Here is a 14,042-nt window from a genome sequence, read left to right as displayed (position 1 = left end):
CACCCCGGTCGGAACCGGCAGAGCCACCCTTCCGCGGGTTGGAATAACGGTCGTTCGTGCGAGTCGTGCGGTTCATGCAGAACCTTTCCTCGATACGGCACGCATCGAGGAATCCTCGCAGCATTGAGCAGCGCAGAGAATCGCAGGACCGAGCCGAATAAGATACGAAAGTGAATTCGGCCGATGAGAATACCCGGTGTCCGAGTGGCCGAAATGTATGGCCCGATCCGGGCCGAGAAAGCAGTACGCCGGGAAGAGAATTCCGGCGAGCCTGGATGCGGAAACCTGGGGGCAGCACATCCATCCCTACGATGGGACGGGCGCCCCGCGGATCGCTCCGCCGGCGAAAAGGTCGCGGCACGACGGAGGGGCTGCGCCCCGGAAAAAGCACGAGCCGAGGCCCGCACCCCAAGGTGCGGGCCTCGGCTACGAAATGCGCGTCAGCGTCAGGCGGGAACGATGTTCTCCGCGGTCGGGCCCTTCTGGCCCTGCGCGATGTCGAAGCTCACCTTCTGACCTTCCTGAAGCTCACGGAAACCCTGGGCGGCGATGTTCGAGTAGTGGGCGAACACGTCAGGGCCGCCACCGTCCTGCTCGATGAAGCCGAAACCCTTTTCCGCGTTGAACCACTTCACGGTGCCAGTAGCCATGTCATATCTCCTTCGGGGCAGTGCCCAGAGGTCCGCACTGTGCGAACCTCGAGTCGCCGCGATGATCGCCCCGCCCGGAAGACACCGGAAATACTGAAGCGCTCCCACAGGCATAAAGAACCAGCGAAAGCACTTGGAGTTTTGGGAACCACAACTGCAACTGAGATCCACAGTAGCATGGCACGACCGGCCACCCGCACAGAATTAGTCCCCCTGCCGGTTCGGGCCAGAAACCCTTACGGCACGACGCATCCATTTCTGTATTTGCGGGCACAGGTATTGGCAAGCACCGAGAACAAATTTTACGCTGCCGAACCTTTCCGTGGGCGCGGCTCCTCGGTCCTGATCCTCCGGAGAATCGGATGTCCGGCGACCGTTCGTCTTCTCACGCGGCGGGTCCGCACGTCCAGGTGGCACACCATGTACCGGGTGACGCCACCCGGTACGTCTTAGTATGAAATGCGGATGTACAGGTGCATACCACCGCCGCAGCAGAGGGAGGACCCGTGACTGCTGAGGCTCACAGGACCGAAGAGATCCCCGGTAGGGTGCGCGGCCCCGGGAGCGCCGGCACACCCCGGTATCTTCCCGTCTCCGAGCACGGGCTGATCGGGGATCTGCGCAGCGCCGCTCTCGTGGGCACGAACGGCACCATCGACTGGTACTGCTGCGCCCGCTTCGACGCTCCCAGCGTCTTCGCCTCGATTCTCGACGCCGAGAAGGGAGGCAGCTTCGAGCTCGCTCCGGACGTGCCGACCGACACGAAGCAGTTCTACTTCCCCGACACCAATGTGCTCATCACCCGCTTCTTCGCGGACGACGGGGTGGGCGAGATCCAGGACTTCATGCCGATCGTCGACACCTCGCGCGAGGCCGACCGGCACCGGCTGATCCGCAGGGTGGTCTGCGTCCGAGGATCACTGCCCTTCCGTGCCTACGTGTCACCCCGCTTCGACTACGGGGCCGAGCCGCACACCGTCCGTACCGAGCACGACTGCCCGGTCTTCGAGTCGGCTTCGCTCAGCCTGGCACTGACGTCCAGCGTGCCGGTCGAGAACGACGGCCGGGACGTATGGTCGCTGTTCAAGCTGCACGAAGGCGAGAGCGCTGTCTTCGCGCTCGACCAGGTCGGGGGCGAGGTGGCCCCTCGGGCCTGCGCCGTCGCCGAGGCGGCCGAGCTGTTCGAGGCCACCGTGCGGTACTGGAGGCGGTGGCTTTCCACGTCGCGCTACCGCGGCCGCTGGCGCGAGATGGTGCACCGCTCCGCCCTGACCCTCAAGCTGCTCACCTATGCGCCGACCGGCGCCATCGTGGCCGCACCGACGACGAGCCTGCCCGAGCAGATCGGCGGCGAACGGAACTGGGACTACCGCTACGTCTGGATCCGCGACGCCGCCTTCTGCGTCTACGCGCTGCTCCGGCTGGGTTTCACCGACGAAGCCCAGGCCTTCATGCGCTTCCTGATCGAGCATGCCTATCTCTCGTCCCCCGGCAAGGAGCGCAGCACGGGTCCGCTGCAGATCATGTACGGCATCGACGGCCGCCGCGACCTGCCCGAGCGGAAGATGGCCCATCTCGAGGGCTATCGGGGCTCCGCCCCCGTGCGCGTCGGCAACGACGCTGTCGGCCAGCTGCAACTGGACATCTACGGCGCGCTCATCGACTCGATCTACCTCTACGACAAGTGGGGAGAGCCGATCTCCAGCGCCCACTGGGACACCGTCTGCGATCTGGTCGACTGGGTCTGCGAGAACTGGGACCAGCCCGACGAAGGCATCTGGGAGACGCGCGGCGGGCGCAAGAACTTCCTCTACTCGCGCCTGATGTGCTGGGTGGCGATCGAACGGGCGATGCGCATGGCGCAGCGCCGGGGGCTGCCCGCCGACATGACACGCTGGGGCCGGGCTCGGGACTCCATCTACCGCCAGATCATGCGGCGTGGCTGGTCGGCCGAACGGAACGCGTTCGTCCAGCATCTCGACGACGAGGTCCTCGACGCCTCCCTCCTGATGATGCCGCTGGCCAAGTTCATCTCTCCGACCGACCCGAAATGGCTCTCCACCCTGGACGCGCTGGGCGAGGAGCTGGTTTCCGACTCCCTGGTCTACCGCTACGACCCGCAGGCCAGCCCGGACGGACTGCGGGGCGAGGAGGGCACGTTCTCGATCTGCTCCTTCTGGTACGTCGAGGCACTCAGCCGCGCCGGGCGCACGGAGGACGCCCAGCTCGCCTTCGAGAAGATGCTCACCTACGCCAACCATCTCGGCCTGTACGCGGAGGAGATCGGCCACACCGGCGAGCAGAAGGGCAATTTCCCGCAGGCGTTCACGCATCTGGCGCTGATCAGCGCGGCCTTCAACCTCGACCGGGCGCTGGGCTGAACAGCGCACGGGCGGGAGCGGTCCGCTTCGTTGCGGGGCAGTCGGCCGTCAGGTGCTGCCGGCAGTCGGGCCGCGGCTGCGGGGGCGCGCCGAATCCCGCAGGGTGGAGAACATGCACCTGTTGCTGACGTCGGACACGCACATGCCCAAGCGCGCGCGTGAGCTGCCCGCACCACTGCTGGACGGCATCGAGCACGCGGATGTGGTGTTCCATGCCGGAGACTGGGTCGACGTGCCGACGCTCGAGCTCCTGGAGGCACGGGCGTCCAGGCTCGTCGCGGTGTACGGCAACAACGACGGACCCGAACTGCGTTCCCGGCTGCCCGAAGTGGCCCGGGTCGAACTGGACGGCATCCGCTTCGGAGCCGTCCATGAGACCGGCTCCGCCCAGGGCCGTGAGCGCAGATGCGCCGAACGCTTCCCCGATCTGGATGTCCTGGTGTTCGGGCATAGCCACATCCCGTGGGACACGACGGCTCCCAGTGGTCTGCGGCTGCTCAACCCGGGCTCTCCGACCGACCGTCGGCGGCAGCCCCACTGCACGTACATGACTGCAGAAGTGGTCGACGGGCGGCTGGCTGAAGTTCGCCTGCATTGCCTGTGACCCGGAAAGAACGCGGCGTGCTGGGCAATCGCCCTCATCGAAATTCAGCCAGAAGCGCCGGGCCGACTGTGCACAATCGACAGTCTCGAGAGCCGTTTCCTCGCGCCCGTGCCCTCGGGGCACGGCGGAGTGGGACATCCCAGTTCCACCATGAATCGACCACGACCGGGCGCAACCCCTCAGGGAAGTTCTGCTATTGAGGCACCGCCGATGCATGCACGCCGGCATTCAGTCGCCATTTCGATCGCTGTTTTTCGGCCATCACACACGGCAACCCTTCATGAGCGACGAGTGGTGATCATCACAGGCCGGCAGCGTGAGGCCTCCGCGAGCGGTGCGCTAACGTCATCGAGCAGCGCATCCGATGTCCGGGACTCCATGAAGCGGGACCAGGCCGGACCGGCGGTGAAACCAGAATGTATTGAGGCCTTCACCGGAAACCAACGCGACACAGATAGAGGTTTCCTGACACCTGTTCACCTTCCATCGCCTCGGTGCGCCGCGTGAAGAAGAAACCATCAGGAGAGGTTTGTGTACAACAGTCGCTTGGAGTCCATCGGGGTGTATCTCCCCCCGGCGGTCATGAGTACTCCGGAACTCCTCACTCGCATGGAGAAAGCGCCGGAATTCGACCTCTTCAAAATTACCGGAATGGCCGAGCGCCGTGTCGCGGACGACACCGCTGACGTTCCCGAGGACTGCCTCACCATGGCAGTCTCGGCAGCCCGCGACTGCCTGGACCGCTCGCGCTACGCTCCCGAGGAGATCGACATCGTGATCTCCTGCTCCATCAGCCGCACGACGGACGGCCGACGCCAACAGTTCGAGCCGTCGCTCGCCCACCGGGTCGCTCAGGAGCTCGGCGCGAGCAGTGCCATCCACTTCGACGTCTCCAACGCCTGCGCGGGCATGATGACCGGCGTCTATCTGCTGGACCGGATGATCCGTGCCGGCGAGGTACGCAGCGGCCTGGTGCTCAGCGGGGAGCACATCACCCCGATCGCTCTCACCGCCGCGCGCGAGATGGAGGACAGCCGGGATCCCCAGTTCGCGTCCCTCTCCGTCGGCGACTCGGCCGTCGCCGTGGTCGTCGACCGGGCCACCGACGACGCGGACGTCATTCACGACGTCGAGCTGATGACCTGCTCGGAGTACTCACATCTGTGTCTGGGCATGCCCAGCGACGACACCGGCGATATGGCCATGTACACGAACAACCACGAGATGCACGCCGAGGACCGCCTGTCGCTGTGGCCGACGTTCCACCGCGACAAGCTGGCCGACGGCGGTCGTCAATTCGCCGACGAGGGATACGACTTCATCGTCCAGCACCAGGTCGGCAGCCGGTTCATCGACTTCATGAACCGCGTGGGCGAGAACATCTTCGGCACGCCGATGCCCCAGTCGCTCTCGGTCGTCGAGAGGTTCGCCAACACCGCGACCACGTCCCACTACCTGGTGCTGCATCAGGCACTCGCGGAACGCCGTATACCCAAGGGGTCCAAGATCCTCCTGGTGCCCGCCGCCTCGGGCGTGGTGACCGGATTCCTCTCCGCGACCGTCTCCTCCCTGGAGGTATGACCATGGCCACCGTCATCACCTCCACCGCACTCGTCCCGGCCGACGACAGCGGCAGCGCGATCGGGTACGCGGCCTCGGCCGGCAGCGCGTGCCTCCAACACGCCGGGCTCACGCCCGCGGACGTCGACGTTCTGATCAACGTCGGTGTCTATCGCGATTCCAACATCTCCGAGCCGTCCGTCGCGGCTCTCATCCAGAAGCGCATCGGCATCAACCTGGACTACCTGCATGCCACCGACAGTCGGGCCGCGTTCTCGTTCGACCTGATGAACGGTGCGTGCGGCGTGCTCAACGCAGTCCAGGCCGGCAGTGCGCTGCTGGCAGCCGGCAGCGCCCGTCGGGTGCTGGTGGTCTCGGCCGACACACACCCCTCGATGGACCCGGCCAAGGCGGGCACTACCGAGTTCCCGTACGCGAGCACGGGCGCGGCACTGCTGCTGGAACGCAGCGACGACGCCCGGGGCTTCGGCCGGGTGCACCACCGCTCGCTGCCGGGCGCGCTCGGTGTCAACGGGTACCTGCCACTCCACGAGGCCGCCGGCGAGGGCCGGAACACCGTTGTCGTCCACCGCGACGGCGGGGTGCTGGAGCGGATGCTCGATCTGGCCGTCCACTCGGTACGCGGTGCCCTGGCAGCCGAGTGCGGCGGGGACGCCGCGCAGGCTCCGACGGCCCTGGACCGCACGCTGCTGATCACCTCTCAGCCGTCGCCCGACTTCGCGTCCCGCCTCTCCAAGCGCCTGGGACTGGCCTCCGATGCCGCCGTCACCGTCGAAGGCCTCACAGGCGACCCGCACACCTCGGCACTCACCTACGGCTTCCGGCAGGCGCAGGACTCAGGCAGGTTCGCGGGCCATGACCGGATCCTCTTCCTCGCCGTCGGCGCGGGCCTGAGCTCGGCCGCCTCCCTCTACCGCCTGACCGGCGACACCGAGAAAGTCGCGCACTGATGCCCGGCACCAGGACCGGAGTGCGCCCGGACGCGTCCTTGGCCGAACTGCTCGCGCGGCACGCCGGCCGTACGCCCGACAAGGCAGCCGTCATCCATCCCGACGACCGGCCCGCGTCGGCCGGCCGAGGCACCTACACCTCGATCGACTACGCCGGGCTCGCCGCCCAGGTCACCTCGTGCGCCGCAGGTCTCAGGGCCCACGGCATCGGCCGCGGTACCCGTACAGCCCTGCTGGTGACTCCCGGCGCCGACCTGCTCACCCTGGTCTTCGCGTTGATGCACATCGGCGCGGTTCCGGTGGTGGTCGACCCCGGCATGGGGCTGGGCCGCATGCTGGACTGCATCCGCCGGGTTGGGGTCCAGGCCTTCATCGGCGTAGCGTCCGCACACGTCCTGCGGCGTCTGCGCCCACGTGCCTTCGCCGGAGTGCGGAGCCTGATCAAGGTGGGCCGCGGGAGCGGTAACGGCCTCGAGAAGCTGATCGCCCTCGGTGCACGCATGCCGCAGCTGCCTCCGCCGGACTCCGGGCCGGACGACCTGGCGCTGATCGGCTACACCACCGGCAGTACCGGCCCGGCCAAGCCGGTCGAGATCACCGTCGGCATGCTGCAGGGAATGGCGTACGGCATCGAGGCCGGCCACTTCACCGCCGACATGACCACCACCCTGGTCACGCTGCCGCTGATGGGTGTGTTCGACCTCGCGGCGGGCCGCACGGTGGTGGTGCCGAAGATGAACATGGGCCGGGTCGGCGCCGCCGATCCCGCGCTGCTCACCGACGCGATCCAACGCTTCGGCGTGAACGCCATGTTCGCCTCCCCAGCAGTGCTGGGCCCGTTCTCGGCCCATCTGGCGGGGACGGACGCCCGAGTGCCCTCACTGCGCCTGATCGTCTCCGGTGGCGCTCCCGTGACACCTGGGCTGATGAGCGCGCTTCGCGCCGTACTGCCGGACGAGGCACGGGTGTTCAGCACCTACGGCTCCACCGAGGCGCTCCCGATGGCACTTGTCGAGAGCAGGGAGGTCCTGGCAGGACCGGCCGAAGGACCGGCGGAGGGCCTGGGGGTCTGTGTGGGCCGGCCCGCACCCGGCACATCGGTCCGCACCATCGAGGTGAACGACGGGCCGGTCCCCCACTGGACGCCCGAACTGGCGTTGGCAGGCGATGAACTGGGCGAGATCGTGGTCAGTGGACGGGCGGTCAGCCCGCGCTACTTCCAGTCCCCCGAGGCCGACGCCGAGCACAAGATCCGGGACGGCGGGCGCCGTTGGCACCGCACCGGTGACGTCGGATGGATCGACGGTGAGGGACGCATCTGGTTCTGCGGACGCAAGAGCCACCGTGTCCGCACCGCGAGCGGCGACCTGCACACGGTGCGCTGCGAAGGCGTCTTCCATACCCATCCGCAGGTGAAGCGCACGGCACTGGTGGGCTTCGGCCCGCACGGCGAGCAGCGGCCCGTGCTGTGCGTGGAGCTCGCACCGGGCACCGAGCGGGAGCAGTGGCCCCGGATCGAGGGCGAGTTGCGGGCGTTGGGCGCGAACAACGCGGCGACCAAGGCGATCTCGGACTTCCTGCCGCACCCCGCGTTCCCCGTCGACGTCCGCCACAACTCCAAGATCCGCAGGGAGTTGCTGGCCGGCTGGGCCGAGGACCAGCTCACCGGAAGCCGTCGCCCGAGCGCCACCGACCGGGCACTGCGCGTCGTCCCGTTGCTCGGGTGGGCCTACCTGGCGGCCTGGCCCCTGCTCCCCTGGGACCATGTGGCGCTGACCGCCCTGTGGTGGGTCGACGCCTTCCTGAGCGTCGTCGTCCATGCGGCCCAGATACCGTCCGCGCTGCGCGCGGAGCAGGAACTCGCGACCGGCCGCAGGCCAGGGGCGACGGCCGCGCTCACGATGCTGTTCGGAGCGACGTGGTGGCGCCGGCGCGGCCGCACGGCAGAGGAGGTTGCCGCGTGAAGGTGCTGGTGACGGGCGCGTCCGGATTCCTGGGCAGCCACATCGTCGATGCCTGCGTACGCGCCGGCGACGAGGTGCGGGTCCTTGTCCGCGAAGAGAGTGATCCGAGCTATCTGCACACCGTCCCCGGCGTCGAGTTCGCGTACGGGGATCTGCGTGACGCCACATCCCTGCGCCGGGCCACGGACGGCATCGATGCCGTGCACCACAGCGCGGCCCGGGTCACGGACCGGGGCACCCGGGCACAGTTCCGGGACGAGAACGTCGCGGGCACCGAGCGCCTCATGTCGGCGGCTCAGCAGGCCGGGGTACGACGCTTCGTGTTCATCAGCAGCCCGAGCGCACTGATGGGCATACGCGGCGGCGATCAGCTGGACATCGACGAGAGCGAGCCCTTCCCCGCGCGCCACCTCAACCTCTACTCCGAGACCAAGGCCGCCGCGGAGCGTCTGGTCCTGGCTGCGGATCGCCCGGACTTCACCACTGTCGCGCTGCGCCCCCGCGCCGTGTGGGGCCCGCGTGACCACTCCGGCTTCATGCCACGCCTGATCGCGAAGATGATGACAGGAAGTCTGCCCGATCTCTCCGGCGGCAGACCGGTGTACGCCTCACTGTGCTACTGCGAGAACGCCGCCGATGCCTGTGTGCGGGCGGCGCGCGTCGACGGTGTGGGCGGCCGGGCGTACTTCGTCGCCGACGAGAAGCCGGTGGAGATCTGGAGCATGCTCGCGCTCCTCGCCGACCGTTTCGGCGGCAGGCGGCCGACCCGACAGGTTCCCCAAGGTCTGCTGCGCGCGCTCGCCTTCACGGCGGACATGGTCTGGAAACTGCCGCCGCTCGCCAAGCGCTCCTCGCCACCGCTCTCCCGTTACACGCTGGCCCTGCTGACCCGTTCGGCGACGTACGACACATCGGCGGCGCGGCGGGATCTGACTCCGCCGCTCGTGGACCACGAAGCCGGGATGGCCCAGCTGGAGTCCTGGATCGACAGCATCGGCGGCGTCGGCGAGTTCATCAGAAAGGTGCAGTAGTCATGAGCGCGCAGCATGCCGTCACGGGCAGCGGTACCGGCGTCCGGGCCGGCTTCCGCCGGCCTGTCTCCGCGACCGAGTGGTCCTATCTGGCCGCCACCCGCCTGGGTGAGCTGCTGGTGCTCCAGCTGGTGGTCGAGGGCACCGGGCCGATCGACGCCCTCGCCCTGAGCCGGGCCGTGGCCGAGGCCTCGGCGACCTGCCCGGGATCGCGGCTGGTACGGCGCGGCAGGATGTGGGTGGACAGTGGACGTCCGGCCCGGGTCGTGGTGGCCGAGGGCAGGGGCTTCGACCGCACAGCACTCACGGGACTTCCGGAACTCACCGGCCCGCTGGCCGAGTCGGAGGGCAGCCCCGGATGCGAAGTGCTGCTGCTCGCGGGAGAGCCGAGCACCGTGATCTTCCGCGCCTCCCACGCCGTGATGGACCTCAAGGGTGCGGCAATGTGGGCGGCCGAGGTGTTCCGCGCTCTGCGCGGTGAACCGCTGCACGGCGCCGCGGACTTGCTGGCCGACTACGCGTTGCTGGACAGGGTGGGCCGGACCGGGTGGCGGCCTCGCCTCGGGCTCGACCAGCGCTCACCGCTGGGCGGCCGCGCGGGGAACGGCTCGGTGTGGCGGCGGCGTACGGTTGCGGGCCGGCACTCGGCCCTGGCCGCGAAGGTGGCGGCCGCGGTCGCCGGAACCGTCACAGGCCCGGCGGCCCGGATCATGGTCCCGGTGGATCTGCGGCGTCATGCTCCCGGCGTGTCGTCGACGGCCAATCTGGCCCTGCCGGTTTTCCTCGACATCCCGGCCGGCCAGAGCACGGACGCGGTCCAGGGGCGGTTGCTCACAGCGCTGGCGTCCCGGCAGGAACTGGCGGCCGGGGCGGAAGCGGCACTGGCCCGCCTGCCGCTGCCCGCGGCCGCGGCGTTGGTCGGCGCCTCGCGTGCCGCAGCCTCGGCACGGCACCGGTATCTGGCATCGGCCATCGTGTCCAACGCCGGCCGGCTGGCACCCGCGGATTTCAGCACCGGGGAGTTCATCGCGAGCACCGTGTACGCCCTTCCGGTGCATGCGCCCCTGATTCCGGTCAGCATCGCGCTGCTGGAACTGCCCGAGCACACCGAGCTGGTGATCTCCGCCCGGGGGGCGGCGGACGTCGGCGAGCGCTGCGAGGTGCTGCTGGACCGCATCGAGTCCGCGCTGGGCACCGCCGCACCCGCCCCGTACCCACGGCCCATGGCACGGCAGCAGGAACCCGGCGCTGCCGAACTCCTGCTCGCACCCGGCCCCGGCGGGTTTCCTTCGCTGGACACCACAGTGGTGCGGCTCTTCCGGGAACAGGCCGCCCGCCGTCCGGACGCACCCGCTGTGCTCGGCGACGACCTGCAATGGTCGTACACGGATCTGGATCGCCGCTCCGACGCCGTCGCGGCCGAACTGCTCACCCGGGGAGTCGGGCGCGGCGAGGTCGTCGGTGTCCTGGCGGACCGGTCGGCGCTCGGTCTGGCCGGAGTGTGGGGCGTTCTCAAAGCCGGCGCGGCCTTCCTTCCCATCGACGTACGCAATCCCGCGCGCCGGGTCGAGGAGTTGCTGCACGACGCGCAGGCCCGCTTCTGTCTCGCGGAGGCGAGCGCGTGTGCCAAGGCTGGGGGAAGCGACTGCACGACGATTCTCCTCGAGGACGTCGCACGTGCCGACGCGACCGTCGACGAGCGACAAGGAGCGATCCTCACGGCTGCCGCTCCCGGCCCGGACGATCTGGCGTACGTCATCTACACCTCGGGTTCCACCGGCAAGCCCAAGGGCGTCCAGATCGAGCACCGCAGCCTGGTCAACGTCGTCGGCTGGATATCCCCCTTCATGCGCTGTGACGAGGAGACCCGGGCCGCGTACTCCTTCTCCCCCGGCTTCGACCTCTCGGTCATGCAGATCTTCCCGCCCCTGCTGCACGGCGGTGCCGTCGTACCGGTGCCCGGCGAACTCGACCACGTCAAGCTGCGCGAGATGTTCTCCGGACGGCAGGCCAACACCCTCGGGTTGACACCGACCCACCTCGACCTGGCCGCACGCCTCGGCATCCGCCCCGCGGGCATCCGAGCCCTCCAGGTCGGCGGCGAGAACCTCACGACCGCCGCCGGCAGCCGGGCACGCGCGTCCTTCGGACCCGACTGTCTGTTCGTCAACATCTACGGCCCCACCGAAGCGACGGTGGCCTGCACTGTCGCCGTCGTCGGCGACAGCACCGGGCGCGCGTCCACACCGATCGGCGTACCGGTGCACCGCACCTCCGTGGCCGTACTGGACGAGCAGGGCAACGAGGTCCCGGACGGCGAGTTGGGCGAACTCCATGTGACCGGCGTCCAACTGGCTCGCGGCTACCTCCGCCGCCCCGACCTGACGGCCGACCGGTTCGTGCACCTCCCGGACGGTCGGCGCGCCTACCGCACGGGCGACCTGGTGCTCCGCCTGCCCGACGGGCAGCTGGAGTACGCGGGCCGGATCGACTCCCAGGTGAAGATCCGCGGTCACCGGGTCGAGCCGGGCGAGGTCGAGGCAGCGCTCACCGCTCTGCCGGACATCGCGCAGGCCGCGGTGGTCGCCCGCCGCAGGAACGACACCGGCGCGCAAGCGCTGTGCGCCTTCGTGGTGCCGGCCGGTGGTGCGGCTGCCCTCGACGAGGCGGCCGTACGGGCGGATCTGGAGCAGTCGTTGCCTTCCCACCTGGTGCCCTCGGTGGTGCGTGCGCTCCCCTCGCTGCCGGAGACATCCAGCGGCAAGACGGACCGCAATGCGCTGCCGAATCCTTTCGACGCGGTCGCCGAGCCGGACACGTCCCACGCCGGGGAAACGCCCGATACGGCACCGAAGCCTCCCCGGGCCGACGACGGTCCGGGACCCGGGATCGCAGCGGTGACGGCCGTGATCTGGGCCCGCATCCTGCACTGCGAAGCGACGGACCTCGATTCCTCGTCCGACTTCCACACGCTGGGCGGCGACTCACTCGCCGTCCTGGAGATGCTGTCGGCAATCGGCGAAGAGTTGCTGGGGCGAGACGTGGAGCAGCAGTTCCTGGTCCAGCTCGGGTCCCTCAGTGAGAAACTGACGCTCGGCCGGGTCGTCGAGAGCGTCGAAGCGCTGCGGAGCACGTCGTGATCTTCGTCGGAGAGGGCGCGCTGCTCTGGCGCGCCGTGCAGCACACACTCGACAGCAACCTGCCCGTGGACCTGGTCTGCGGCCCTCCATCCGCCGCACGGGCCGCTCGGCCTGATGTTCCCTTTCGTGCGGTCGCGAACGTCAATTCCATCGCCGCCGAACTGGTCGCCGCCGGCACGGACGGCGTCGTCTGGTCGCTCAACAACCGAATGATCTTCCGCGCGCCGGTGCTGTCCTCCGGACTGCGCATCCTCAACATCCATCACGGCCCCCTGCCCGCCTATCGGGGGCTGCCCGAAGTGGCGCTGGTGTACGCGATGCTGAACGGTGAGCGGGAGTTCGCCGCGACACTCCACCAGGTGGACGAGGGCATCGACACCGGCCCCACTCTGGCCGCGGACTCCTATCCGATCGGCCCGGACGAGCCGTACCACGTGGTGCTGCGCCGCGGACTGCGAACCTGCCACCGGCTTTTCGAGCGCTGTATGCCCCTCGTGGCGGCCGATCCCGCCTGGGCCGGCGAGCCCACCCGGCCCGTCGGCGCCGACGACGGCGGCTACTTCGGCCGCAAGGCATTGGACCGCCTGCCCCAGCACCGCAGCCACCCGAACTTCACGCGCGCCACCGACCTGGGTTTCCTGGCCGGGTACTTCCCGGAGCTCGCCACAGCCCTGCGATGAACTGGGGCTCTGCCGGCTCATATCGAACGGCTGAGGAACGAGCCGGACGTCGAAAGGCGGTCCCGGCGGGTGGACTCGGAGAGCGTCCCCACGACCCGGGTGTGGCCGGTATGGCGCGGGCGGGCAGCCGGAAGCCTGTTGCGCCGGCTGCGGCCGGGCGTACGCACCATCAACGGCATCGTCCGGCGGCAGCTGCGGCACCGCCCGCACACAGCCGCGGGCCGACGGCCGCGGGCGGGGACGGCGGCAGACCGTTGCGACGCGGTCAGGGGCGGACTACTGGAGGGGTCCGCCGGGCCGGTGACCCTGTGCGCGGTAGAGGTCGCGGATCAGGGCGATCTCCGCTCCGTGGTGCAGCAGTTCCTGGTTGACCCACCAGACGATGTCCATGAAGAGGTCGTCCGGGTCACTGCCGTGGGGGTAGCTGCAGTGCCCGACGGTGTCGAGCGCGGCGTCGTCGACGCCCAGCAGCGCGTTCCGCCACGCCGCCGCGCCCTCCTCGAAGGCTGTGATCGCCCCGGCGGCGGCCGCCCTGACGTGATAGTCGTCCCGTGTCAGCGTGGCGCTGCCGGCCGTATGGTCCGCGCGAAGGGTCAGCAGTTCGCTGAGGTGGCTCAAGCGCCACGCGATGGTGGTGAACGGCGGCGGCGAAGGGTGTGGGGCGGGCGTGGCATCGCGTCCCCATTCGCCCGCGCCGACCAGGACGGTCGCGCGTGGTCCCGGCCCTGCCGAGCGTCGGCGGACCGACCAGCAGTCGGGCACCGGTTCCCAGAGGTACTCCTCGTCCGTCATGAGGCCGACTTCGACATCCACGCCGTTTCCGCTGTCCATGACCGGACCGCCCATACGGTCGACGAGTCGCTTGCGTGCGAAGTCGAACTGCTCCAGCAACGGGATCAGGCGTGGCGGTGTCGACATCGGAGGACTCCTGTGGTGGCCGGCCGGGCTGGAGGCGCTCTTGATCTGCCCGTCCGCACCCTGTCACAGCAGCTTCGACACCGCGCTTCATTTTCTGCCCACCGGCCATCGCCCCGCTGGGTCAAGGATGCTGACGCTCACTC

General features: G+C 69.2%; 10 protein-coding genes. 8 read left to right on the top strand and 2 right to left on the bottom strand.

The genetic code is table 11. The features are described 5' to 3' along the window. Positions 1 to 446 precede the first annotated feature (446 nt). Positions 447 to 650 carry a cold-shock protein gene (locus ACFYWI_RS36110; protein WP_030939356.1) on the bottom strand — a complete coding sequence of 68 codons (204 nt, stop codon included), beginning with the start codon at positions 648 to 650 and terminating at the stop codon, positions 447 to 449. A 548-nt stretch (positions 651 to 1,198) separates the two neighbouring features. On the opposite strand from ACFYWI_RS36110, the gene ACFYWI_RS36105 reads away from it, so the two are divergent. From ACFYWI_RS36105 to ACFYWI_RS36070, 8 genes are all read left to right on the top strand, one after another. Next, positions 1,199 to 3,031, top strand: coding sequence for a glycoside hydrolase family 15 protein (locus ACFYWI_RS36105; protein ID WP_389240028.1), 1,833 nt, complete (start codon positions 1,199 to 1,201; stop codon positions 3,029 to 3,031). Between the two features lie 112 nt (positions 3,032 to 3,143). Beyond that, a complete protein-coding gene (locus ACFYWI_RS36100) occupies positions 3,144 to 3,635 on the top strand; it encodes a metallophosphoesterase family protein (protein WP_389240023.1) in 492 nt (163 codons plus the stop codon). Between the two features lie 651 nt (positions 3,636 to 4,286). Next, on the top strand, positions 4,287 to 5,216 hold the full coding sequence (locus ACFYWI_RS36095; RefSeq protein ID WP_389240022.1) for a 3-oxoacyl-ACP synthase III family protein: 930 nt from the start codon (positions 4,287 to 4,289) through the stop codon (positions 5,214 to 5,216). Positions 5,217 to 5,218: 2 nt separating this feature from the next. Beyond that, the gene (locus ACFYWI_RS36090) at positions 5,219 to 6,166 is read left to right on the top strand and encodes a hypothetical protein (protein WP_389240021.1); all 948 of its coding nucleotides are present in this window, start codon (positions 5,219 to 5,221) and stop codon (positions 6,164 to 6,166) included. Then, positions 6,166 to 8,130, top strand: coding sequence for a fatty acid CoA ligase family protein (locus ACFYWI_RS36085; protein WP_389240020.1), 1,965 nt, complete (start codon positions 6,166 to 6,168; stop codon positions 8,128 to 8,130). Before ACFYWI_RS36090 ends, ACFYWI_RS36085 begins: the two co-directional genes overlap by 1 nt. Beyond that, entirely contained in the window at positions 8,127 to 9,161 is a 1,035-nt protein-coding gene (locus ACFYWI_RS36080) for an NAD-dependent epimerase/dehydratase family protein (protein WP_389240019.1), read from the top strand. Before ACFYWI_RS36085 ends, ACFYWI_RS36080 begins: the two co-directional genes overlap by 4 nt. Positions 9,162 to 9,163: 2 nt before the next feature. Next, positions 9,164 to 12,301 carry a non-ribosomal peptide synthetase gene (locus tag ACFYWI_RS36075; protein ID WP_389240018.1) on the top strand — a complete coding sequence of 1,046 codons (3,138 nt, stop codon included), beginning with the start codon at positions 9,164 to 9,166 and terminating at the stop codon, positions 12,299 to 12,301. After that, a complete protein-coding gene (locus tag ACFYWI_RS36070) occupies positions 12,298 to 12,981 on the top strand; it encodes a formyltransferase family protein (RefSeq protein ID WP_389240017.1) in 684 nt (227 codons plus the stop codon). The genes ACFYWI_RS36075 and ACFYWI_RS36070 overlap by 4 nt, the downstream gene beginning before the upstream one ends. Positions 12,982 to 13,257: 276 nt before the next feature. Here ACFYWI_RS36070 and ACFYWI_RS36065 read toward each other — a convergent pair whose 3' ends face one another. Further along, positions 13,258 to 13,899, bottom strand: a complete 642-nt coding sequence (locus ACFYWI_RS36065) for a DinB family protein (RefSeq protein WP_389240016.1) — start codon at positions 13,897 to 13,899, stop codon at positions 13,258 to 13,260. Positions 13,900 to 14,042 lie beyond the last annotated feature (143 nt).

It is taken from the genome of Streptomyces sp. NPDC002889, from assembly GCF_042888425.1.
Lineage (GTDB): Bacteria > Actinomycetota > Actinomycetes > Streptomycetales > Streptomycetaceae > Streptomyces.
This window is presented reverse-complemented; position numbering and strand designations above follow the sequence as displayed.

Excerpts from the sequence above, each read along its gene's own strand:
- ACFYWI_RS36085 (WP_389240020.1), top strand. The coding sequence starts at position 6,166 with ATGCCCGGCACCAGGACCGGAGTGCGCCCGGACGCGTCCTTGGCCGAA.
- ACFYWI_RS36095 (WP_389240022.1), top strand. The coding sequence starts at position 4,287 with ATGGCCGAGCGCCGTGTCGCGGACGACACCGCTGACGTTCCCGAGGAC.
- ACFYWI_RS36075 (WP_389240018.1), top strand. The coding sequence starts at position 9,164 with ATGAGCGCGCAGCATGCCGTCACGGGCAGCGGTACCGGCGTCCGGGCC.
- ACFYWI_RS36065 (WP_389240016.1), bottom strand. The coding sequence starts at position 13,899 with ATGTCGACACCGCCACGCCTGATCCCGTTGCTGGAGCAGTTCGACTTC.
- ACFYWI_RS36110 (WP_030939356.1), bottom strand. The coding sequence starts at position 650 with ATGGCTACTGGCACCGTGAAGTGGTTCAACGCGGAAAAGGGTTTCGGC.
- ACFYWI_RS36100 (WP_389240023.1), top strand. The coding sequence starts at position 3,144 with ATGCACCTGTTGCTGACGTCGGACACGCACATGCCCAAGCGCGCGCGT.
- ACFYWI_RS36090 (WP_389240021.1), top strand. The coding sequence starts at position 5,219 with ATGGCCACCGTCATCACCTCCACCGCACTCGTCCCGGCCGACGACAGC.